We start from the raw sequence: 22574 nt of genomic DNA, 5'->3' as shown, positions 1-22574 counted from the left end.
CGTCGTGCCACCCCCCTCGCCTCTCCTCACGCCCGCCCGGACGGCTGACCGGTCGTCATCCACAAGTTATCCACAGCCTGTGTGTACCGACCGATTGTGGCCGCCCACCGGACGCGGGTCGGACCTGCCCCCTGATTCCCGGAGGCACTGAAGCGGGTTCACCGTGCCGAACGATTCACTACCTTGTCCGGTCTTGCCGGTCAGCGACAACCGACACTCCAGCTCGGCGCGTCTGACGCCGCGCGGCGACCTGGAGCCGTCGTCCCGGACCCCCGACGCTGACCGCAATCGGGCACGCTAACAGCGCGGACCCCACGCCATCAACCGTCGACACCGGGGCAGCCTTGTCAACATCAGTGAAAACCGCCCCTTCGGTCGCGCTTCCGGCGCTGGTCGCGGCCGGGGTGCGAGGTTTGACGGTCATTGCCCCCCTGCGTAGGCTGGAACGGCTGCTCTCACGCCCTCTGCTAGGGTGATGGGTGCTTGCTGTCCGCGGTCACCTCCCCGCTCCGCCGGGGTCCCACGCCGCCGGGCAGCACCGATCGGAGGCCACCGTCGAGGTGGCCTGGACCACCACACGACCCCGGGCGATCCCCCGCGCGGGGCGTACGACAACGGAGAGCCTGACGTGAGCAAGCGCACCTACCAGCCGAACAACCGCCGGCGCGCGAAGACCCACGGCTTCCGGCTGCGCATGCGCACCCGTGCCGGCCGTGCCATCCTCTCGACCCGTCGCAGCAAGGGCCGCGCCCGCCTGTCGGCCTGAGGCCGACCGGTCCGGTCCGGGGACGTGGGCAGTCGTGCTGGCCGCCGCGCAGCGACTGCGGCGGAGTAATGACTTCGCCGCAGCGGTCCGGGGTGGCCGACGTGTCGGCCGCGGCACCGTCGTGGTGCACCTGACCCTCCCCGAGCAGACCGGATCCACCGCGACAACCTCGCCGGAGCCGGCGCGGAGCAGCGGTGCGGAGACCTCCGCACCGAGCCGCGCCGGCTTCGTCGTGTCCAAGGCCGTCGGCAACGCCGTGGTCCGGAACACGGTCCGGCGCCGGCTCCGCCACCTGGTCCGCGAGCGGCTGGCCGGTCTGCCCGCCGGCAGCACCCTGGTGGTACGCGCACTGCCGCCGGCCGCCCAGGCGTCGTACGCCCGGCTCGGTGCGGACCTGGATGCCGCCCTCGCCGCCGCTCGCTCCCCTCGGGGCCGGCGGTCCCGGTGACCGAACACACCGCCGCGCCGCGGCCCACAACCGGTGCCCGCATGCTGCTGGCGCCCATCATCGCGTACCGTCGGTGGATAAGTCCGGCGCTGCCGGCCCGCTGCCGGTTCTACCCGTCGTGCAGTGCCTACGCCGTCGAGGCGGTGACCCGGCACGGTGCGCTGCGGGGAGCCTGGTTGACGGTCCGGCGGCTGTCGCGCTGCCACCCCTTCCATCCTGGTGGACACGACCCGGTTCCGGAGCCGGGCGACCGCCGCCGTGCCGACGTGACTGGAGCCTGAGTGTTTAGTCTCGACTGGATCTACTACGCGATCTCGTGGATCCTGCTGACCTGGCACTCGGCCTGGGACGCCATCGGGGTTCCGGTCGGGGCCGTGATCGGCACGAACTGGGCCTGGATCCTGTCCATCATCTTCCTGGTGGTCACGGTCCGGGTGATCCTGTTCCCGGTCTTCGTCAAGCAGATCAAGTCTCAGCGGGCCATGCAGGCGCTCCAGCCCAAGGTCAAGGAGCTGCAGGAGAAGCACAAGGGTGACCGGGAGACGCTCCAGAAGGAGATGATGGAGCTCTACCGGAAGGAAAAGGCCAACCCGCTCATGGGCTGCCTTCCGATGTTCCTCCAGATCCCGGTCTTCCTCGGCCTGTTCCACACGCTCAAGCGGCTCAACCCGGACAACCAGGGCAAGACCCTGTACGGCTGGACCGTCGAGCAGTTCAACAGCGCCTCCAGCGCGAAGCTCTTCACCGCTCCGATCTCGGGCCGGTTCGGCTCCACGGCCGACGAGCTGGCCAACCTGGGCGCGAACAGCACGACGGTGAAGATCGTCGCCGGCATCCTGGTCCTGATCATGATCGCCACCACCTACCTGACCAGCCGGCAGATGATCCTCAAGACCGGCTGGGCCGAGGACCCGCAGCAGCGGATGGTCCAGCGGCTGATGCTCTACGGCATCCCGGTCTCGCTGCTCGTCTCGGGCTCGATCTTCCCGATCGGTGTGATCATCTACTGGGTCACCAACAACCTCTTCACCCTCGGCCAGCAGCAGTGGGTGCTGCGGAAGTTCCCGCCGCTGGTGCCGCAGAAGAGCAGCACCGCCGGCAAGGCCACCGCGGGCAAGGCCGCCGCCCAGCCGGCCAAGATCGGTGGCCTGCTCGGCCGCAAGACCGCCCAGCCGGCCGTCAAGGCCCCCGCCGCCGCCCCGAAGGTGGCCGGCCCGAAGCCCGGCGCCAAGCCGGTCAACCCGAAGAAGGGCAGCGGCCGGCCCGCCAAGCGACAGGGCTGAGCCCCACCGGGCCGCCGCCGGACACCGGTGGCGGCCCGTTCCGGTCCCCGAGCTGCCACCCGAGGAGTCGGCGCCGGACCGGAACCGCCGCGCGGAGCGCGGTCACGGGCGAAACTGGCCCGTACAGACCTGCCCGAGGGCACCGGCGAACCTCCCGCCGGCCCCCGGGAGACCAGCGGACCCGACGGTCCGGCCGAGCGAGTACGGAGATGAGACCGTGACCGACACCAGCATCCCCAGCGCGGACCAGTCCCTGGACGAGGAGACTGCGCCGGCCGCCACCACGGAGGAGGCCGAGGACACCCAGGCCGAGGGCCGGGAGAAGAAGGCACCGGCCGACAGCGACCTGTTCCGGCAGAGCGAGATCGCCGCCGACTACGTCGAGGGGCTGCTCGACATCCTCGACTACGACGGCGACATCGACGAGCTGGTCTCCGGCGGACGCCCGGTCGTCGAGGTGGTCGGCGGCCGCCTGCAGAACCTGGTCGGTCAGCGCGGCGCCACCCTGGAGGCGCTCCAGGAGCTGGCCCGGCTGGCGGTGTTCCGGCAGACCGGTTCGCCGAGCCGCCTGCTGCTCGACGTCGGCGGCTACCGCGCCGCCCGGCGCAAGGAGCTGGCCGCCGTCGCCAAGAACGCGGTGGAGAAGGTGAAGGAGCACGGTGAGGCGGTGCGCCTGGAGCCGATGTCCGCGTTCGAGCGCAAGTGCGTGCACGACGTGGTCAACGCGATGAGCGGTGTGGAGAGCGAGTCCGAGGGCGTCGAGCCGAACCGCCGGATCGTCGTCCGGCCGGTGACGGACTGACGTAGGTGGCCTCCGACAAGACGACGGCGGGTGCCGTGACCGGCCCGGGCGGCAACCCGCCCGGGCCGTCGCCTGTCCACACCGATCCGGCCGTCGACCCGGTCTTCTCCGGGGGCGACGCCCCGGCACACCCGTCCACACCGGTCCCGCCCGCGGCCCCGGTCGACCCGATGTTCTCGGGTGAGCCGGACCTCTCGGGTGAGTCGGCTCCGGCGGCCGCGCAGCCCGTCGCGGGAGCCGATCCCGCCGATGGCGTGACGCCGGCCTTCTCCGCCGCACCCGACGGGCGGCCCGAGCCGTCGGCGCCGGCGGAGGCGCCGCTTCCGGGAGGTGCGGTCGACCCGGTGTTCGCCGAGCCGGCCCCCGCCGGCCCCCACCCGGACGACCGCCCCTCCGACAGTCGGAGTGAATCCGCACCGTCCGTAGTGGACAGTGAAGGCCAGCCCTCCGGGGTCCAGCCGGCTCCTGGCGAAGCGACGTTGCCGCCCGAGCTGGCGGAGGCCGCCCGTACCCTCTTCGGCGACCGGCTCGACCTGGCTGCCGCGTACGCCGAACTGCTGGCCACCGACGGCGTGGTGCGCGGCCTCATCGGCCCCCGCGAGACGCCGCGGCTCTGGGACCGCCACCTGCTCAACTGCGCGGCGATGGCCGAGCGGATCCCGGAGGGCGCCAGCCTCATCGACGTCGGCTCCGGGGCCGGCCTGCCCGGCCTGGTGCTGGCGATCGCACGGCCCGACCTCACCGTGACGCTGGTCGAGCCGCTCGCCCGGCGCACCGCCTTCCTCATCGAGGCGGTGCAGCAGCTGGGGCTGACGAAGTCGGTCCGGGTGTTTCGTGGACGCGCCGAGGAGGCCGCAGTCGGTTCCCGGGACCGGCAGCCGCTGACCGCCGACATCGTCACCGCGCGCGCGGTGGCCCCGCTGGACCGGCTCGCCGGTTGGTGCCTGCCGCTGGCGGTGCCCGGCGGCCGGCTTGTGGCGCTCAAGGGCGCCTCCGCCGCCGAGGAGATCGCCGAGCACGCCGCGGCGGTGGCCCGGCTCGGCGGCGGCGAGCCGGAGCTGCACCGGTGCGGGGTCGACGTGATCGACCCCCCGGCGACGGTGATCGAGGTGGTCCGCGAGCGGATGGTCGGCCCGGCCCGGAAGAAGGCGTCGAAGCGCTCGCGGGGCGGCCGTCGCCGCGGCGCCCAGGGCCGGGACCGCTGACGCGGCACGGCTTTACGGGCACCCGATCGGTCGTTGGACCGGATGGGCGTGAGCTGATCGACCAGAACCCGACGTGGACCCGCTGCGCCCGTCGGCCGTAGGCTGGCCGCGCGCCGATAGTGTGGAGCGGCGGTGCCGGGCGGCACCCGAACCCGACCGTTCCCACCGGGCCGGTGACACCGCGCGGCGAGCGCGGGGGCCTGAATGACGGGTGCGGACCGACCATCCGGAGCGGGCAGGGATGACAGGTGCATGACGACGGCAGGTACGACGAGTCACGGGTGACCGGGCCAGGCGGACGACCCTCTGCCACCGGCCCCGTTTCACGTGAAACCAACTCCCAGGGCTGGCCGCCGGGCGGCGAGCCGCATGACCCGTCCACGCGGCCCCCGGACTGTGAACCGGTGGTGCGACGGGACGCGCCCCCGGCCGGCGCCGTGCGGCCGACGTCGTCCGTACCGGCGAACGTCCCGCCGGCGCGGGACCCGCACGATCCGAACGGCGGCCCGGCGAATGCGCCCACCCCGCGTCCGGCCCCGGTACGCGGGAACGCCGCGGTCCCCGCGCGCTACGAGCCGCAGCCGCCGGTGGTGGTCGTGCCGCAGCAGCCCACCCCCGAGTCGGCGCCGGAGGTGGCCGCGACCACGGCTCCGTCCGACACGCCACCCGATGCCGGCTACGCTGCCGAACCCCCGGCGAGCACGTACGTTTCACGTGAAACCCCGACGCGCGAAGAGGATGACCCACCGTTGGCTATGGAGGCTATGCGCGCCGTGCAGATCCTGAATCCCAGTGGTGAGGTCAGCATGCCCCGCCCTGAACGGACCCGGGTGATGTGCGTCGCCAACCAGAAGGGCGGCGTCGGCAAGACCACCACCACGGTGAACCTGGCAGTGGCGCTCGCCCTGCACGGCAACCGGGTGCTGGTCGTCGACCTCGACCCGCAGGGCAATGCCTCCACCGGGCTCAACGTGCCGCACCACACCGGGGTGCCCGACGTCTACGACTGCCTCATCGACAGCGTGCCGCTGGAGGAGGTGGCCCAGGCCGTCGAGGGCATCCCGAACCTGTGGTGCGTGCCGGCCACCATCGACCTGGCGGGCGCCGAGATCGAGCTGGTCTCGGTCGTCGCCCGGGAGTCCCGGTTGGCCCGGGCCATCGCCGCGTACCCCGGGCACTTCGACTACGTCTTCATCGACTGCCCGCCCTCGCTCGGCCTGCTGACCGTCAACGCGCTGGTCGCCGCGCAGGAGGTGCTGATCCCGATCCAGTGCGAGTACTACGCGCTGGAGGGCCTCAACCAGCTGATCCAGAACATCAACCTGGTCCGGCAGCACCTCAACCCGAAGCTGGAGGTGTCGACGATCCTGCTGACCATGTACGACCGGCGTACCCGGCTGGCCGACGCGGTGGAGCAGGACGTCCGGAACCACTTCGGGGACAAGGTGCTCGAGGCCGTCATCCCCCGTAACGTGCGGGTCTCCGAGGCGCCCAGCTACGGGCAGTCGGTGATGACCTACGATCCCGGTTCGCGGGGGGCCACGAGCTACTTCGAGGCCGCTCAGGAGATTGCCGAGCGAGGCGTCAAGGAGCCGGTGAGCCGGAATGCGTAGCACGGAGAAGTCGCTGGGAGGCGTCGCATGAAGAACCGTCCTCGCGGCGGTCTGGGCCGGGGGCTCGGTGCCCTCATCCCCACCGGGCCCGTGCCGGGCAGCAGCCCGGCGGCCGCCGAACCCGAGAACGGTACGGCGACAGCCACCCCGGCCACCCCGGCCGGCGGTGCGGCGGCGGCCGTGACCGGAGCCCTCGGCGCCGACGACGTGGCCACCCCGGCGACCCCGGCGGCCGAGCCGGAGCCGCAACTGAGCCCGGTCCCCGGAGCCCGCTTCGCCGAGATCCCGGTCGACAGCATCGTGCCCAACCCGAAGCAGCCCCGGCACGTCTTCGACGAGGAGGCGCTGGAGGAGCTGAAGACCTCGATCCAGGAGGTGGGTTTCCTCCAGCCGATCGTCGTCCGCCAACTCGACAGCGAGAAGTACGAACTCGTCATGGGCGAGCGGCGCTGGCGCGCGGCCCAGGCGGTCGGCCGGGAGAGCATCCCCGCCATCGTCCGGGACACCAAGGACGACGCGATGCTCCGGGACGCGCTGCTGGAGAACATCCACCGCGCCAACCTCAACCCGCTCGAAGAGGCGGCCGCGTACCAGCAACTGCTGGAGGAGTTCGGCGCGACCCACGAGGAACTGGCCCGCCGGATCGGCCGGAGCCGGCCGCAGATCTCCAACACCATCCGGCTGATGAATCTGCCGGCCCAGGTGCAGCGCCGGGTCGCCGCCGGGGTGCTCTCCGCCGGCCACGCCCGCGCCCTGCTCAGCCTTGACGACTCCGAGGCGCAGGAGCAGCTCGCGAAGCGCATCGTCGCCGAAGGCATCTCCGTACGCGCCACCGAGGAACTGGTGGCCCTGGCGCTCGCCGACGGCCCGGCGAAGACCCCGGCCGCCAAGCGCCGGCCGAAGCCGCACGCGCCCGCGCTCACGGACCTCGCGGACCGGCTCTCCGACCGGTTCGACACCCGGGTGAAGGTCGACATCGGCCGGAGCAAGGGCAAGATCACGATCGAGTTCGCGACCGTCGACGACCTGGAGCGGATCGTCGGGATCATCGGCGTCGGGCAGGAGGAGCAGCCCGGGGAGTGAGTAGCCGGCTGTCGGCGTCGGCCGCGTGGTCCCTGTGGGGGCGACGCGGCCGAGTCGTTTCCGGGGGCTGGGCGGCGGCCGGTGCTCGGGCCTGGCCAATTGGGAACGGTGGTGCGGGTCGGTGGTGCGGGGGCGTGCCGCTTCGGTTCGGGCCTGCTGGATTCTTACGCCCGTCGCGGGGGTTGGACCCTGGCGACCCGCCCGATCGGCTCGCTGCGTGGCTTCCCCGGTTTCGCGAGCTGCTCCGGACGCAGGAGCGGCTGCGACCGGGGTGATGCGAGATGACGTGCGACCTGAGTCGGCTGCCACCCGGTCGACGGCTGTCGGTGTCCACGGCGGCCGCCTGCGCGGATCATCTCCGGGGAGGAGCGGGAGGGCATCTGTGCGGGGCCTGACGGGCCTCAGGACGGGACGGGCGTCTCCGCGGGTGGTTGGGGCTGGGTGGGCCGTCCTCAACGCTCACGGCCTTGTGAGGGCGCTCGCCTCGGCAGCGAGCTTGGAAGCCGCATTGCCTACGCGGTTGCTGCGCTGTAGTCCTCCGCTTCGTCGTCGTTTCCAGTCGTCCTCATCGCCGGCCCGCCCTGGTTCTTGAGGTGGTGTCGCCGGTCTGGCTTGGGGGTCGCGAAACCGCCGCCACCACCGTCGCCGGTTTCTGGCGGTGGCCCTCACAGAGGCCGGTCATCCGCTCGGGCGATGTCGGTGTGCAGCATGCGGACCTCGGCAGCCGCCGTGCACTACTTTGCTTGCCCCGCCGGCGGAGGTGTTTCACGTGAAACGACGGCGTGAGGAAGCCCCTGCCTCCTCGGAGAGACGGCGTGAGGAGCCTGCCTTTCCCGGAGAGACGGCGTGGGGAGTGCCTGCCCTCCCGGAGAGATGTCTCCCGTCCCTCGGCCCGCCCGGGCCGCCTCGGCACCCGGCCCGTCCCGCCCTGGAGGTGTCGCCACGCCTCGTGGTGTCCCTGCTCGGCACGGAGGTCCCGACCCGGCGCGGCGTAATGCCCGCCTGGCTCGGTCCCCCGGCCAGCTTGCCTTCGACAGGCCTGCGTCGCCCGACGTTCCGCAGCCTCAACGCTCGGCCATTGCCGACGGTCCTCGGCCGGCAACGAGGCCAGGGCGAGGTCAGGGCGAGGCGGCCGGGTCGCGGCCGGCCAGCTGATGCCGGTCGCCGAGCCGGCCGGCGCGGTCGGCCCCGTCCTTGCCGCCCGAGGGGCACCGAGTGCTGCCCAACAGCGCCTCAGAGGATGCGCTGAGCCGGCTGGTGCCGGTCGCCGTCAACTGGTTCGCGCACCTTTTGCTTGGCCCCGCGTCGGGACTGCATTCCCTGGCAGGCCGACCGCCCCCCGGAACACCTGCCGCTCCGGGCCCACGAACCTTGGGTCGCGTCCATCGGATGGCCCTCTATCTGCCCGCGACATTGGCCGCCTTCGTCGCCACGGGGGTCAGCAACATTCGCCGCCTTTCGTCGCCACGGTCGTTGGGGCGGGGGTCCACGGGCTTCCAAGGCCGCCGAGCCGGCCAGCTGAGGGGGAACGCCCACGGATGGGCGGCCTGCCGCGGTGCTCGGGCCGGCGACTCGTGCTGACAGCCCGGACGGGGTGGCTCGCGGCGGTGCTCGGGGTGGCCACTCGTGCTGACCGCCCGGACGGGGCGGCCTGCGGCGGTGCTCGGGGTGGCGACTCGTGCTGACAGCCCGGCTGAGCGGAAGCGCCCGCCCTCGCGGCCGATGGCGAAGAAGCGGCGGCCGGCCTCATGCAAACCCTGCCGGCCGATAGGGCTCCGTGCGGCGGGCCCGCGCCTCGACCGGTTCGCCCAGGACGCTTCGCCGCCGCTCCCAGCGTCGAAGAGCCGTCGCCCCCCTCGGTGTTTCACGTGAAACGGTCCGCGCGGGCCGAGCGCTCGGTCACGTCCCCCGGGTACCACCGAGCCAGCCCCAAGCCTCGACCGGAGCCCCGTGTAACCCGTCGCCATGATTGGGTGCCGGAGCCCCGCCTGACCCGCCGCCGTGGCGGGGCCTCGGAAGGGGAACGCGAATCTCGACGACGTGTCCCGGTGCCGCCGTTTCACGTGAAACGGTCGACGCGGTCCTGGAACGGAACCGGCGCCGCCCCGCATCGGTGGCGGAGCGGTCAGCTCGCCGGCTTCACGACCGCATCCGGCACCGCCCCCATTGCGGCAACGACCCCAACAGCGCGGTCGCCTCGCCGCCCATGGGCTACGCCCGCCGCCCACGGGCCAACGCCCCGGCGGATCGCGCGCGCCAAGGCCGTTTCACGTGAAACCGGCCCGAGCCAGCCGGCAACGGAAGCGGCAAACGGATCCGGATACCGAAGCCGGGAACCGGAAGCCGCAACAGTCCTCGCGGCTAGGCACCGACCCTCCCGCCGCCAAATTCTGCTCGCGCCCCACGCCGCCGTTTCACGTGGAACACGACCGCCAGCCGTCGACCGACTCCTCGCGCGCCCCCTTGAGAGAGGACCTTGGAAACCGCCCGATCCGCCCAGTGCCGATCGGCGGCTCGCTCGTTGGGAAGGATGGATCGAGGCACCCCGGAGGCCCAAGGACGACCACCCCCGTTATCCACAGCCGTTTTCCACAGGCCCTCCCCGTTTCATGTGAAACACCGCGCCGAAACCCTTGCTGAGCAGTGGATGACGCGCTGTGCTGGTGATCTCAGCGGCCTGTGGACAACGCGGTGGACAACCCGTTGTGGATCGACGAGGAACGCTCAGCGGCCCGGCGGTCAGGTAGGGACAGGCGTCGCCAACTCGGTTAGGGTCAGCGTCGTGCAGGACACCCCTCCCTCAGTCCCGGACTTCACCCAGTGGCCCTCATTTCCCTTCGAAGGCGATCTCCACGTCAAGCAGCTCGACGAGCCGGTGCCGGTCGAGCCTCCCCGCCGCGGCGAGGGGAATCGGGAGTGCACCGCCTGCAACGCGCCGGACGAGGCGTACATCTGGGTGGGTGAACGATGGCGGGTCCGGGCGATGGACCGGCCCACCGGCCTGCCGATGGTGTTGATCCTGGAGTCCCGGTCGCACCTCGACCTCGGTGACCTGCCGAACCTGCTCGCCGCCGAGCTGGGCGTCATGACCGTGCGCCTGGAGCGGGCGATCCGGTCGCTGGACGGCGTGGCCCGGGTGCACGTGAACCGCTGGGGTGACGGCTCGGCGCACCTGCACATGTGGTTCCTCGCCCGGCCCTACGGGCGGCTGCAACTGCGCGGCACGTTCCTGTCCCTGTGGGATTCGATCCTGCCGCCGATCTCCGAGGCGCAGTGGCGGGAGAACCTGGCGATGGTTGCCGCGTGGCTGGCCGAGTTCGGTGGCCGGCCGCTCGCCGAGCCGCCGCGCATCCAGTGGCAGGCGCCGTCGAGCCTCACCGCCACGTCGACCGCCGCGGCGGCGGAGGATCCCGACGAGGAGACCGCTTCGGTGATCGAGGCCGCGGATGAGATCCCGGAGGCCGAAGCCGCGGAGGAACCCACGCCCGAGGCGCCGGAGCGGCCGGCCACGCCGGAACAGGTCGCGCCCCCGGGGCGGCCGGGTACGGCGGAACAGGCCGCGCACCCGGAGCGGCCGGGTACGCCGGAACAGGCCGCGCACCCGAAGCAGGGGGCCACGGGACAGCCCGAGGTGCCGGAGCAGGGGGCGGCGCCGGAGCAGGCCGAGCAACCGCGGCGGGCGACCGAGTCGGCCTGACGTCAGGGGCGGCGGGCGGCGGCGCGGCCCACCAGGGTGCCGAGCGCCCGCCCGAAGTCCAGACCGGCCGCCTGGACGGCCAGCGGCAACAGGGAGGTCTCGGTCATCCCCGGGGAGACGTTGACCTCCAGCACGTGCGGCTGCCCGTCCGCGTCGACGATCAGGTCGACGCGGGAGAGGTCGCGGAGGCCGAGCGCGGCGTGCGCGGCGAGCGCCACCTGGGTCACCCGCTGGGTCGTCTCCGCGTCGAGCCGGGCCGGTGCGTGCCAGGTGGTGCGGCCGGCGGTGTAGCGGGCCGCGTAGTCGTAGACGCCGTTGCGGGGCACGATCTCGACCGGCGGCAGGGCCTGCGGGCCCTCGCCCAGGTCCAGGACGGAGACCGCCACGTCCATCCCGGGCACGTAGCGTTCCACCAGCGCCGTCTGGTCGTACGCGAAACAGCCGACCATGGCGGCCGGCAGCGACGTGGCGTCCCGGACCACGGCGGCGCCCAGTCCGGAGCCGCCCTGCGCGGGCTTGACCATCAGCGGCAGGCCCAGCCGGTCGACGATCCGGTCCAGGACGGCCACCGCGCCCAGTTCCGAGAAGCGGTCGTGCGGCAGCGCCACCCAGTCGGGCGTCGGGATGCCCGCCTCGCGCAGCACCGCCTTGGCCGAGGGCTTGTCCCAGGCGAGCCGGGACGCGCGGGCGTCGCAGCCGACGTAGGGCACGCCACAGAGGTCGAGCACACCCCGCAGGGAGCCGTCCTCGCCGGTGGCGCCGTGCAGGGCGATCACCACGGCGTCCGGCGGGTCGGCGGCCAGGGCGGGCAGCAGCGCCACGTCGGCGTCCCGCAGCTCGGCCTCCACGCCGACCGCGCGCAGCGCGTCGAGCACCCGCCGGCCGGACCGGAGCGAGACGTCCCGCTCGTAGGAGAGCCCGCCGGCGAGCACCAGCACGTGCAGCTCGTCGGTGGCGGCGGATCCGGTCACGGGAGTGTGCGCGGCAGGGCTGACGGACATGCGGGAATCATGCCAAGTCGGGACCGGGCGCGTCCGAGCCGCCCTGCCGGCGCCGCGGACCCGCCCCGCCGACCGCGCCGAAGACCTTGCGCATGGCGATCTCCTGCTCCATCACGCCGGCCAGCCGGCGGACGCCCTCGCGGATCCGCTCCGGCGGCGGGAAGGAGAAGTTGAGCCGCATGTTGCCGGCACCGGTCCCGTCGGCGTAGAACCCGGTGCCCGGCACGTAGGCGACCCGGGCGGCGACCGCCCGCGGCATCATCGCCTTGGAGTCGAGGCCGTCCGGCAGGGTCGCCCAGACGAAGAGACCGCCGGCCGGGGTGGTCCAGGTGGTGCCCTCCGGCATCAGGTCCGCGAGCGCGTCGAGCAGGGCGTCCCGGCGCTCACGGTAGACCTCGCGGTAGACCTTGAGCTGCTCCCGCCAGGGCATGGTGCCCAGGTAGGTCGAAACGGCGGCCTGCGCGTAGCCGCTGGGGCAGAGGATCTGCGCCTCGCTGGCGATGACCAGCTTGTCGCGGACCGCGTGCGGGGCGAGGATCCAGCCCACCCGCAGGCCGGGCGCGAAGGTCTTGGAGAAGGTGCTCAGGTAGAACACCCCGTCGCGCCGTCGGGCCCGCAGCGGCGCGGGCGCCTCGCCCTCGAAACCGAGCTGACCGTACGGGTCGTCCTCGACCACCAACAGCCCGGCGCGCTCGCAGATGTCGAGCACCCGCTCACGCCGCTCCTCGCTCAGCGTCACGCCGGTCGGGTTCTGGTAGGTCGGGATGGTGTAGAGGAACTTCACGCGCCGGCCGGCCCGGGCCAGGTCGGCGATGGCCGCCTCCAGCGCCTCCGGGATCAGCCCCTCGGCGTCCATCGGCACGTGCGCCACCTGGGCCTGGGCGGCCTGGAACACCCCGAGTGCGCCGACGTAGGTCGGGCCCTCGGCGAGCACCACGTCACCCGGGTCCAGGAAGAGCCGGGCCACCAGGTCGAGGGCCTGCTGCCCGCCGACGGTGACCACCACGTCCTCGGGCGAGGCGCCGCACGACGCGTCGATCCCCGACAGCGCCATCACCTCGCAGATCCGCTCGCGCAGCTCCGGGGTGCCCTGGCCGATGCCGTACTGCAGGGTGGTGGCGCCGTGTTCGGCGCCGAGCCGGCCGAGCATCTCGCCGACCGCGTCGAGCGGCAGCGCCGCGATGTAGGGCGCCCCACCGGCGAGCGAGACCACCTCCGGCCGGCTGGCCACCGCGAAGAGTGCCCGGATCTCGGAGGCCGTCATCCCCCGGACCCGCCGGGCGTACCGGTCGGTGTAGTCGTCGAGCGTCGTGCCGGTCATGACATCACCTCGATCGGGTGTCGGCGGGGCTGCCGCCCGGTGTGGTACCCGCGATGCCGGCAACCATGGCGGCGCGCGGAAGGCCGGTTGGTCGATCGTAGTCGGCGCCCGCCAGCACCGGGCCCACCGTGTGGGTACGTCCACATCCCGGACCGGCCCCTCTCCCCGGCTCGGGTGGGCGTTCGCGCGTCCTCTCCCGTAGCGTCGGGCGGGAGCGTACGATCGCTCGTCGGGGGCAGTAAGGCGGCGGGAGACCTCGGTGGTCTCCGCTCCGGGCCTATGGGTGGGGTGCTCATGTCGCGACGTCTGGTCAGTCTGACCCTGGACACGCTGGAGGACCTGCCCCGCTCCTGCCGGCAGTGCGTCTACTGGGAGCTCGACCCGGTCTCGGCCGAGCGCGCGTGCGCCGCCGGCGACCCGGGGCTGGAGAAGGAGGCCTGGGTCTCCCAGACGCTCCTGGAGTGGGGTTCCTGCGGCAAGCTCGCGTACGTGGACGGCATGCCCGCCGGTTTCGTCATGTACGCCCCGCCCGCGTACGTCCCGCGCTCGATGGCGTTTCCCACCTCGCCGGTCTCCGCGGACGCGGCGCTGCTGATGACCGCCAACGTGGTGTCGTCGTTCGCCGGGGGCGGCCTGGGCCGGATGCTGGTCCAGGGGGTGGCCCGGGATCTCACCAAGCGTGGGATCAAGGCGATCGAGGCGTTCGGCGACGCGAAGTTCGGCGACGACGGGGACAACCCGACCCGGGCCTGCCTCGCGCCGGCCGACTTCTTCCTCTCGGTGGGCTTCAAGACGGTCCGGCCGCACCCGCGCTACCCCCGGCTCCGCCTGGAACTGCGCACGGCGCTGAGCTGGAAGTCCGACGTCGAGTACGCGCTGGAGAAGCTCCTCGGCTCGATGAGCCCGGAGACGCTGCTCCGCCCGGTCCGCCCGGCTCCCGCCACCCGCTCGATGAGCTGAGGCCCGGGCGGCTCAGTCGACCACCGTGCCGGCGGCCACCACCGCCCGCAGCTCGCTCACGTCGATCGAGCCGGTGGGCACGTCCCGCTCGATCGGGTAGTACATCCGCTGCACGGCGGCGACGATCGCCTCGACCAGCCGGTCCCGGAACCGGGGGTCCACGAGCCGGTCGCGGTCGGCCGGTGAGGTCAGGTAGCCCACCTCGACCCGGACCGCGGGCATCCGGGTCAGGCGCAGCAGGTCCCAGGACTTGGCGTGGGTGCGGCAGTCCCGCAGCCCGGTGCGGGCCACGATCTCCCGCTGCACCAGCCCGGCCAGCCGCTCCCCGGTGGCGGAGGTGACGCCGTTGTCGGTGCCGTAGTGGTAGGTCGCCACCCCGTCGGCCGCCGGGTTGGCGTGCCCGTCGGTGTGCAGGGAGATGAAGACGTCGGCGCCGAGGGAGTTGGCCAGCTGGGCGCGGTCCGCGTCCGGCAGGCAGGTCCGTGGGGACGGGCCCCGGGTGAGCTGCACGCGTACGCCGGCCGCGGCGAGCCGCCCCTCCAGCCGGCTGGCCAGGTCGTGCACGAGGTCCGCCTCGGTCCAGCGCAGCGGGCCGTCGGGCACGACCACGCCCGGGTCGGTGCCGCCGTGCCCCGGGTCGATGACCACGGTCCGCCCGACCAGCGTCGGCCCGGCCTGCCGGATGGCGTCGGACTCGCGCAGCCACTGCGGCCGCCCGCCGACCACCTTCCGGCCGAGGCGGCGCAGCGCGTTGATGGTGTGCGGGCCGCACGTTCCGTCCGGTTTCAGCCCCATCTCCCGCTGGAACTGGGCGACGGCGCGGGAGGTGCGGATGCCGTAGATGGCGTCGGCGCGGCCCACGTCGTACCCCATCTCCAGGAGCCGTTCCTGGAGCGACCGGACGTCCTCGCCGATCAGCGGCTCGGGGACCGCGTGGTAGAGGGTGCGCGCGCCGAACCGCCAGCGGGCCGCGTCCAGCGCCCGCCAGGTCTCCGCGCCCACCCGCCCGTCCACGCTGAGGCCGCGGGACTGCTGGAACGCCCGGACGGCGCGCTCGGTCTCCGCGTCGAACTCCTCGCCTCCGCGGCCGGCCGGGAGCAACTCCAGGCCGGTGAGGACGGTGCGGATCTCGGCCACCGCGGGTCCCCGGTCACCGGGTCGGATCGGACGCACGACGACCCCCTCTGCACGGACGCTGGCTGGCCGGAGACTCCGACGGAGGTGCTTCCCCGCTGGGGACGCCTTACGGAGCGTACCGTGGCCGGTCACCGACGATCACGAATTCGCCACAGGTAAGGAACGCGGAACCCCCGTCACCCGGGATCGGGCGGACGGGGGTTCCGGCGGTGTCGGGCGTCGGCTCAGAGCGCCGACTCGATGAGCTTGACCAGCTCACCCTTGGGCTTGGCGCCGGCGATGGACTGCACCGGCTCGCCGTTCTTGAAGATGGTCAGGGTCGGCACGGACATCACCCGGTAGGTGCGCGCCGTCTCGGGGTTCTCGTCGATGTTGAGCTTGACGATGGTGACCTGGTCACCCATCTCGCCCGCGATCTCCTCCAGCAGCGGCGAGACCTTGCGGCACGGACCGCACCACTCCGCCCAGAAGTCGACCAGAACCGGCTTGTCGGACTTCAGCACGTCGCTCGCGAAGCTCGCGTCCGTGACCGCCTTGGTTGCTCCCACTATGAACCCCTCCTCCGGGACCTGTTCGTGAAAATCTTTCAGCCTTGCAGGGTGGCGATGAAGCGCTCGGCGTCCAGGGCGGCCGCACAGCCCGTGCCGGCCGCCGTGATGGCCTGCCGGTAGGTGTGGTCGACCACGTCACCGGCGGCGAAGACACCCGGGATGTTGGTCCGGGTGCTCGGCGCCTGCACCTTCACGTACCCCTCGTCGTCGAGGTCCACCTGGTCGCGGAAGAGCTCGCTGCGGGGGTCGTGACCGATCGCCACGAACACGCCGGTGACGTCGAGCACCTTGCTCTCACCGTTGTGCACGTTGCGCACCCGTACGCCGCTGACCTTGCCGTCGTCGCCGAGGATCTCCTCGATCACGCTGTTCCACTCGACCTTGATCTTCTCGTTGCCGAGGGCGCGAGCGGCCATGATCTTGCTGGCGCGGAACGAGTCGCGGCGGTGGATGATCGTCACCGACTCGGCGAACCGGGTGAGGAAGCTGGCCTCCTCCATGGCCGAGTCGCCGCCGCCGACCACCACGATGTGCTGGTTACGGAAGAAGAAGCCGTCACAGGTGGCGCAGGACGACACGCCGTGGCCCAGGTATTCCTGCTCGCCCGGCACACCCAGCGGGCGCCAGGCCGAGCCGGTGGAGAGGATGATCGCCTTGGCACGGTAGGCGGTCTCGCCCACCCAGACGGTGCTCACCGTGTTGGAGCCGACCTCGCCGGTGTCCTTCAGCTCGACCCGGGTCACGTCGTCGGTGAGGAACTCGGCGCCGAACCGCTCGGCCTGCTTGCGCATGTTGTCCATCAACTCGGGGCCGAGGATGCCGTCCGCGAAACCGGGGAAGTTCTCCACCTCGGTGGTGGTCATCAGCGCGCCGCCGGACTGCACGCCCTCGATGACCAGCGGCTTGAGGTTGGCGCGCGCGGCGTAGACCGCCGCCGTGTAGCCGGCCGGCCCGGAGCCGATGATGATCAGGTTGCGGACCTCGTCCACTGCCGTCTCCCGATGTGTGTGTTCGTCACCGGCGCGCACCGATGTCGATCCCGAGTGCCGACAGCTCAGCGACAGCGGCACCTGACTTGCAGAACGTCATCGTACGAAGCGGGGATTCCCGAGCCGGTCATCCGGTGGGTCACGTCACGTGGCAGACCCGCCCGGGTGACCGCGACCTCACCCTACCCGCGTGGTGAAGCGGGTGTCCGCGCCGGACCCGGGGACCCCGCACTCGGGTCCGCTCACCCAGGCCCACCGGGCGCCGCCCCCGTCCGTGAAGGTCACCACCAGCGCCGGGCTGCCCTGGAACCGGGCGTAATCGACCAGGTGGACGGTGAGCGGGCCGCCGCGGTGTTCCGCGCCGATCTCGGACAGGCAGGAGGCCAGCGCCTCGGGGCGGGCCAGCCGGTCCAGCCCGGCGGCCTCGAACACCCGCTGCCCCTCCGGTCCACCCCCGGAGTTCGCCTTGTCGCTCGCCGCCGCCGAGGGCCCGGCGACTCCGCCCGGGATCCGGGAGAGGGAGTCCGGGGTGTAGTCGGTGCCGCTGTGCAGGGCCGGACCGGTGGTCTGGAAGGGCCCGGCGGCCAGCGGAGCGGCCGCCTTGCCGTCGGCGCGGCTGCCCGCGCTGTCGGCCGCCCCGGTGATCCGGCCGGCGCCCGTGTCGACGAGGTGACCGATCCCGAACCCGACCGCGGTCACCGAGGCGGCGGCCAGCGCGACCGGTCCGGCGAGCCGCGTCCAGCGGCGGGCACGGCGCCCCGGCCCGGTGTTCCGGCCCGGCCGGCCCGTCCCGCCCGCCGGAAGGGTGCCCCGGCCGGGCTGTGCCGGCACGGCGGCCGGGGTCGAGGCCTGCTCGGGAGGGTCGGACGCCAGGTCGCCGGTGGGGGCCGGGCCGGCGCCGGCGAGCGCCGCCGTGATCCGGTCGGCCACGGCCTGCGGAAGCTCCGGGCCGGGCTCGGCGGCCCAGCCGGCCAGGTCCGCCTGGACGAGGTCGACGGCCCGGGCCAGGGCCTCGTACGCCTCGGTCCAGGCCGGGTCCCGCTCGACCAGCCGGGCGACGGTCGCCTGCTCCGGGGTGCCGTCCAGCGCCCCGCCGAGGTAGTCGGCGAGCAGGTCGTGGTCGACCTCGCTGAACTCCCGGGAAGTCACGTCTCCTCCTGGCTGGCATCCCGCCGGGACCGTCCCGACGTGGATCCGACGCCCTCGGGTGGCCGCGGGTTCCCACCGGTGACCCGCGGCACGTCCGCGACCTCGTCGGAGCCGGTCCGCAGATGCCCCAGGAGCACGGCCAGCCGGGCCCGACCCCGGGCGCACCGGCTCTTCACCGTCCCCTCGGCGACCTCGAGCATCCGGGCGACCTCGGCCACCGGATAGCCCTGCACGTCCACCAGGACCAGCGCCGCCCGCTGCTCGACCGGCAGCGCGGCGAGGGCCTGCCGGACCACCAGGGCGGTGTCGTGGTCCCGGGCCGGCGCGGCCGGCTCCACCCCGCCGGTGTGCCGGCCGGGCTCCCCGTCGGTGTGTACGCCGTCCGGCAGCGGGACCGTGGCGTGCGTCTGGCGCCGCCGGATCCGGTCCAGGCAGGCGTTGACCACGATCCGGTGCAGCCAGGTGGTGACCGCCGAGTCACCCCGGAACCGGGCCGCGGCGCGGTGCGCCGACAGCAGCGCGTCCTGCAGGGCGTCGGCGGCCTCCTCGCGGTCGCCGACCGTCCGCAGGGCCACCGCCCAGAGCCGGTCCCGGTGCCGGTGGAACAGCTCGGCGAAGGCGTCCCGGTCGCCGGCGACGTGCGCCCGCAGCAGGTCGAGGTCGGACACCCCGGCCGGCGGGCCGTCCCCGGTCGCCGGCTCGGGCGTACGCCCACCGCGACCCGCCATCACCACGTCCGGCGGAGGTGGTGCACCGGGTGCGGCGAACGGGTCACGAGCCCTCGACCGTCAGTTCCTGGACGCCGAGCTTCCAGCCGCCGCCGCTGTCCTTCGCGGGCAGCTCGGTGATCCAGAAGAGGAGGTACTGGTACTTCGCCTCCGGGTTGAACCCGTCGAAGACCATCGTGGTGCCGTCGTGGTCCTCGAACGGCTGCCCGATCCGCTCGGTGTAGGCCGCCACGAGATCCTTGTCGCCCGAGGAACTGGACGGGAACTCGCCCTTGCCCGCGCGCAGCTCGGCCGAGGCGCCGGTGGAGGACAGGGTGGCCTTGATCGACTTGACCGTGTGCGGGGCGCCGAGGTCGATCCAGATCCCCATGCCCTTCTTCAGACCGCCGAACTTGCCGTTGTTCCGGTAGCTGGCGGTCTCCCAGCCCTCGTTCGGGTCGCCGTCGATCACCTTCTCGGCGTTCCGCACCTCGGCGCGGTCCCGGCTCTCCGGGTCGATGATCCGGACGTCCTGGATGTTGAGCTTGCGGACCGGCGCGGCCGGAGCGGTGGTGCCGCCGGCGGGCGCGCTGCTGGACGGCTGCGCCACCGGCTCCTTGCCCGGGTCCTTGTCGTCGCCCAGGGCGCTGATCCCGATGAGCAGCCCGACCAGGGCCACCGCCAGCAGGGCGGCGATGCCCAGCGCGACCTTGCGGCCGCCGGCCGCGGCCAGCGGCGAGGGCTCGTCCTCGGTGTCGGCCGTGAAGCGCAGCGGACCGGCCTGCTGATCCAGGAAGTGCTCGTCGGCGGGGATGTCGAGCCGGTTCAGCTCGGCCGACAGGACGTCGGACGAGGGCGGGGCGATCTCCGAGTCGAGCAGGTCCATGGTGAGGTCGTCGAGGTACGCGGGCACCCCGGCGCGCACCTGCCGGGGCGCGGCGATGGCGCCGCCGGCGTCCCGGACGGCGTCGGGCAGGGCGGCGCGCCCGTGGCCGGCGGTGGCGCCGTGCAGCGGGGCCTCGCCGTGCGGCCAGTGGCCGGTCAGGGCGAAGTAGAGCACCCCGCCGACCGCCCGCAGGTCGTTCTCCTGGCTGTCCGCACCGTCGGTGCGCGCGTCGGCCAGCACCACGCGGCCGTCGTCGCTGATCATCACGGTGCCGGGGTGGACGTTGCCGTGCACCATGCCGGTGGCGTGCACGGCGGCGAGGGCGCTGGCGACGGCGCTGCCGATGGCCGTGGCCCGGGCCGGGTCCAGCGGACCGTCGGCGGTCACCATCTCGCGCAGCGACTGCCCGTCCACCCATTCGCGGACCACGTAGGCCCGGTCGGCCTCGTCGATCGCGTCGTAGACGCCGACCAGGTTGGGGTGGATCACCCGGCTGGCCGCGACGGCCGCCTGGAGCATCTCGGTGGCGGAGTCGCCACCCGGGTAGCGGAGGACCACCGCTACGGGACGGCGCAGCACGACGTCGACCCCGCGCCAGACCAGCCGGCCCGCGCTGTCGTTGTTGATGTGCTCGACCAGCTCGTACCGCTCGGCCAGGACTTCACCGACCGCGGGAGCACCGAAGGTCACGACCGGAGGAGAGGTCTCCTCCGCCTCCTGACCCTCGCCGACCTGGGTCACCCGTCCTCCCTCGGTGATCGTGTCGATCGATGGACCCGTGCTGCTGGGCATGTGGCTTCCCGCTCTGCCTTGGCTGGAACCGGCAGACCGGTGTCGACGCCCGCGTCGGCACCCGCCGTGCCCGTCGAGAGTGACCTTACCCGGGATGCCCGGTTCTCCGACATGTCATCTTCCCGCCGTAGCCGGTGGGACGCCAGTGACCGTGGGGATCGGTCGGGTGAACGGCCCGGCCGGGCCACGTCGCTGGGACACGCACGCTCAATCTAGATGTTGACGGCAAGTAGTCGGCGCAGGGGCGCACCGGTGTGGCGGCCTCCGTGACACCGGTGTGTTTCCCCTGCTCCCGCCGGTCACCCTCGGCCGTACGGTTGGTTGTCCACAGGCCGAGAGGCCCATTGGGCGGGGGAACCCTGAGTTATCCACAGCCGTATCCCCAGGCTGGTGATCGTCGTTCACCGTCCGTCATCGGTGCTGGTCGAGGTCACCGCCCGAGCCGGCGGCGGACCATCCCCACCACCTCGGTGATCTCGCCGATCCGCAACGCCATGGCCAGCCCGAGGTAGGTCACGCCGATCACCGCGCCGCCGATCACCAGTTGGACCGCGGCGGCCAGCCAGCTCAGGTGCGCCGGGTCGCCGGGAAGCAGCCGGACCACCAGCAGGCCGACCAGGGCCGCGCCCAGCGCGGCGATCACCACCCGGCCCATGGTCCGCATGATCCCGCCCAGCCCGATCCGGCCCACCCGGGGACGCAGCAGGAGCGCCGAGATCACCGCCGCCGCCACGTACGAGATCGCGTTGCCGAGCATCATGCCGGCCGCCGCGAAGGTGGCCGAGAAGGCGAGGAAGAGGCCGATCTGGAGGAGCACCCGCAGCGCCACGACCGGAATGTTGATCAGCGCCGGGGTCTTGGTGTCCGGCAGCGCGTAGAAGGCGAAGGTGAAGAGCTGGCTGATCGCGAACGGCACCAGGCCGATCGCCGCCACCAGCAGCACGGTCGAGGTGGCCACCGCGTTCTCGCCGGTGAAGGCGCCGTACCGGAAGATCACGACCGAGATGGGGCCGGCCAGCACCGCGTAGCAGACCGCGACGGGGGCGAGGACGGCGGTGACCATCCGGGTGCCGCGGGACAGGTCGGCGGTGACGTCGCGGAACCGGCCCTCGCCGGCGGCGGCGCTCATCCGGGGCATCAGCGCGGTGATGATCGAGACGGCGATGATGCCGTGCGCCATCATCAGCAGCAGGAAGACGTTGTTGTAGATCAGCAGGCCGGCGTTCTCCTTGCCGGCGGCCCGGGTGAGCAGGTTGACCACCACGAAGAGGCCGAGCTGGTTGACCCCGACGTAGCAGAACATCCAGGCCCCGAGCCGGGCCAGCTCGCGCAGGCCCAGCTCGCGGAAGTCGAACCGCCACTTCCACCGGAAGCCGACCTTGCGCAGCGCCGGCAGCAGGCCGGCGGCCTGCACCGCCACGCCGAGCAGCGTGCCGCCGCCGATCAGCAGGATCCGACCGGTGGTCATCTGGTCCGGCCGTAGCGCCTTGGCGCCGTGGACGCCGATGTAGAGGCCGAAGACGCCGATCACCACGAGGTTGTTCAGGATCGGCGCCCACATGGGTGCGGCGAAGTGCCCCCGGGTGTTCAGCACGGCGGCGATCAGCGCGCTCACGCCGGTGAAGAAGAGCATCGGCAGCATCAGGTAGGACAGGTCGTTGACCAGTCCCTTGTACGTGGCGTCCTTGCCGGCGGCGTAGATCGCGGTGAGCACCGGCGCGGAGACCACCGCCAGCAGCGCGGCGGCGGCCAACGTGAGCACCGCGAGGGTGAGCAGCCGCTGGGCGTACGCCTCGCCCCGGTCCGGGTCGAGCTTGCGGCGCCGGACCAGCACCGGGATCAGCACGCTGGTGAGCACGCCGCCGAGCAGGAACTCGTACACCTGGTTGGGCAGGAACTGGGCGGTGGTGTACACGTTGCCGACCGCGTTGCCGAGCGCGGCGCCGATCATCAGGTTGCGGATGAAGCCGGTGCCCCGGCTCACCAGGCTGCCGATCGCCATCACCGCGCTGTTCGCCGCGGCGCTGGTCTCCGCCACCACCTCCTGGGGCGGCGCGGTGGCCTCGACCCCCGGCTGGTTCAGCGGCTCCGCCGAGATGAAGGTGGCGCCGTCGTCCGGCGGCAGGCCGTCGCCGTGCGCGTTCGCGCTGCGGTAGAGCCCGCCGCTCATCTCCCAGCCTCCAA

General features: G+C 72.9%; 19 protein-coding genes. 10 read left to right on the top strand and 9 right to left on the bottom strand.

Features of this window, described 5'->3' with window-relative positions; translation table 11 throughout:
* Window positions 1-628 precede the first annotated feature (628 nt).
* From rpmH to ACQP12_RS33100, 9 genes are all read left to right on the top strand, one after another.
* Window positions 629-766: a 50S ribosomal protein L34 gene (gene rpmH / locus ACQP12_RS33140; RefSeq protein ID WP_089002791.1), complete on the top strand. Its 138-nt coding sequence runs from the start codon at window positions 629-631 to the stop codon at window positions 764-766.
* Window positions 767-800: 34 nt separating this feature from the next.
* A complete protein-coding gene (gene rnpA, locus ACQP12_RS33135; protein WP_433284049.1) occupies window positions 801-1214 on the top strand; it encodes a ribonuclease P protein component in 414 nt (137 codons plus the stop codon).
* 41 nt (window positions 1215-1255) lie between these two features.
* Window positions 1256-1495, top strand: coding sequence for a membrane protein insertion efficiency factor YidD (yidD, locus tag ACQP12_RS33130; protein ID WP_357944596.1), 240 nt, complete (start codon window positions 1256-1258; stop codon window positions 1493-1495).
* Window positions 1496-2497 carry a membrane protein insertase YidC gene (gene yidC / locus ACQP12_RS33125; RefSeq protein WP_433284047.1) on the top strand — a complete coding sequence of 334 codons (1002 nt, stop codon included), beginning with the start codon at window positions 1496-1498 and terminating at the stop codon, window positions 2495-2497.
* Between the two features lie 217 nt (window positions 2498-2714).
* The gene (locus tag ACQP12_RS33120; RefSeq protein ID WP_357944151.1) at window positions 2715-3299 is read left to right on the top strand and encodes a protein jag; all 585 of its coding nucleotides are present in this window, start codon (window positions 2715-2717) and stop codon (window positions 3297-3299) included.
* Window positions 3300-3724: 425 nt separating this feature from the next.
* On the top strand, window positions 3725-4504 hold the full coding sequence (rsmG, locus tag ACQP12_RS33115; protein ID WP_433284045.1) for a 16S rRNA (guanine(527)-N(7))-methyltransferase RsmG: 780 nt from the start codon (window positions 3725-3727) through the stop codon (window positions 4502-4504).
* 632 nt (window positions 4505-5136) lie between these two features.
* Window positions 5137-6117 (top strand): ParA family protein, encoded by a 981-nt coding sequence (locus ACQP12_RS33110; protein ID WP_433289566.1) that lies wholly within the window; start codon window positions 5137-5139, stop codon window positions 6115-6117.
* 27 nt (window positions 6118-6144) lie between these two features.
* On the top strand, window positions 6145-7200 hold the full coding sequence (locus ACQP12_RS33105) for a ParB/RepB/Spo0J family partition protein (protein ID WP_433284043.1): 1056 nt from the start codon (window positions 6145-6147) through the stop codon (window positions 7198-7200).
* Between the two features lie 2782 nt (window positions 7201-9982).
* A complete protein-coding gene (locus tag ACQP12_RS33100; protein ID WP_433284041.1) occupies window positions 9983-10897 on the top strand; it encodes a hypothetical protein in 915 nt (304 codons plus the stop codon).
* Between the two features lie 2 nt (window positions 10898-10899).
* On the opposite strand, the gene ACQP12_RS33095 is transcribed toward ACQP12_RS33100, so the two are convergent.
* Together ACQP12_RS33095 and ACQP12_RS33090 are read right to left on the bottom strand one after the other, a co-directional pair.
* Window positions 10900-11898, bottom strand: coding sequence for a D-alanine--D-alanine ligase family protein (locus ACQP12_RS33095; protein WP_433284039.1), 999 nt, complete (start codon window positions 11896-11898; stop codon window positions 10900-10902).
* 7 nt (window positions 11899-11905) lie between these two features.
* A complete protein-coding gene (locus ACQP12_RS33090; RefSeq protein WP_355054527.1) occupies window positions 11906-13219 on the bottom strand; it encodes a PLP-dependent aminotransferase family protein in 1314 nt (437 codons plus the stop codon).
* Window positions 13220-13513: 294 nt separating this feature from the next.
* On the opposite strand from ACQP12_RS33090, the gene ACQP12_RS33085 reads away from it, so the two are divergent.
* Entirely contained in the window at window positions 13514-14179 is a 666-nt protein-coding gene (locus ACQP12_RS33085; protein ID WP_357944161.1) for a GNAT family N-acetyltransferase, read from the top strand.
* Between the two features lie 12 nt (window positions 14180-14191).
* Here the strand turns inward: ACQP12_RS33085 and ACQP12_RS33080 are convergent, their stop codons facing one another.
* From ACQP12_RS33080 to murJ, 7 genes are all read right to left on the bottom strand, one after another.
* Window positions 14192-15352, bottom strand: coding sequence for an N-acetylmuramoyl-L-alanine amidase (locus ACQP12_RS33080; protein ID WP_433284036.1), 1161 nt, complete (start codon window positions 15350-15352; stop codon window positions 14192-14194).
* A gap of 188 nt (window positions 15353-15540) precedes the next feature.
* Window positions 15541-15864 (bottom strand): thioredoxin, encoded by a 324-nt coding sequence (gene trxA / locus ACQP12_RS33075; protein ID WP_073836974.1) that lies wholly within the window; start codon window positions 15862-15864, stop codon window positions 15541-15543.
* A gap of 38 nt (window positions 15865-15902) precedes the next feature.
* Window positions 15903-16856, bottom strand: coding sequence for a thioredoxin-disulfide reductase (gene trxB / locus ACQP12_RS33070; protein ID WP_433284034.1), 954 nt, complete (start codon window positions 16854-16856; stop codon window positions 15903-15905).
* Window positions 16857-17033: 177 nt separating this feature from the next.
* On the bottom strand, window positions 17034-18005 hold the full coding sequence (locus ACQP12_RS33065; protein WP_433284032.1) for a hypothetical protein: 972 nt from the start codon (window positions 18003-18005) through the stop codon (window positions 17034-17036).
* A complete protein-coding gene (gene sigM, locus ACQP12_RS33060; protein WP_433284030.1) occupies window positions 18002-18733 on the bottom strand; it encodes an RNA polymerase sigma factor SigM in 732 nt (243 codons plus the stop codon). Before sigM ends, ACQP12_RS33065 begins: the two co-directional genes overlap by 4 nt.
* A 43-nt stretch (window positions 18734-18776) precedes the next feature.
* Window positions 18777-20390, bottom strand: a complete 1614-nt coding sequence (locus tag ACQP12_RS33055) for a protein kinase family protein (RefSeq protein WP_357944175.1) — start codon at window positions 20388-20390, stop codon at window positions 18777-18779.
* 430 nt (window positions 20391-20820) lie between these two features.
* Complete coding sequence (gene murJ / locus ACQP12_RS33050; RefSeq protein WP_357944178.1) at window positions 20821-22560, bottom strand: murein biosynthesis integral membrane protein MurJ; 1740 nt, start codon at window positions 22558-22560, stop codon at window positions 20821-20823.
* Window positions 22561-22574 lie beyond the last annotated feature (14 nt).

The organism is Micromonospora sp. CA-244673 (genome assembly GCF_050948395.1).
Lineage (GTDB): Bacteria > Actinomycetota > Actinomycetes > Mycobacteriales > Micromonosporaceae > Micromonospora.
This window is presented reverse-complemented; position numbering and strand designations above follow the sequence as displayed.

Coding starts and splice junctions, on each gene's coding strand:
- ACQP12_RS33090 (WP_355054527.1), bottom strand. CDS start 13,219: ATGACCGGCACGACGCTCGACGACTACACCGACCGGTACGCCCGGCGG.
- sigM (WP_433284030.1), bottom strand. CDS start 18,733: ATGGCGGGTCGCGGTGGGCGTACGCCCGAGCCGGCGACCGGGGACGGC.
- ACQP12_RS33055 (WP_357944175.1), bottom strand. CDS start 20,390: ATGCCCAGCAGCACGGGTCCATCGATCGACACGATCACCGAGGGAGGA.
- murJ (WP_357944178.1), bottom strand. CDS start 22,560: ATGAGCGGCGGGCTCTACCGCAGCGCGAACGCGCACGGCGACGGCCTG.
- ACQP12_RS33105 (WP_433284043.1), top strand. CDS start 6,145: ATGAAGAACCGTCCTCGCGGCGGTCTGGGCCGGGGGCTCGGTGCCCTC.
- yidD (WP_357944596.1), top strand. CDS start 1,256: ATGCTGCTGGCGCCCATCATCGCGTACCGTCGGTGGATAAGTCCGGCG.
- ACQP12_RS33085 (WP_357944161.1), top strand. CDS start 13,514: ATGTCGCGACGTCTGGTCAGTCTGACCCTGGACACGCTGGAGGACCTG.
- ACQP12_RS33095 (WP_433284039.1), bottom strand. CDS start 11,898: ATGTCCGTCAGCCCTGCCGCGCACACTCCCGTGACCGGATCCGCCGCC.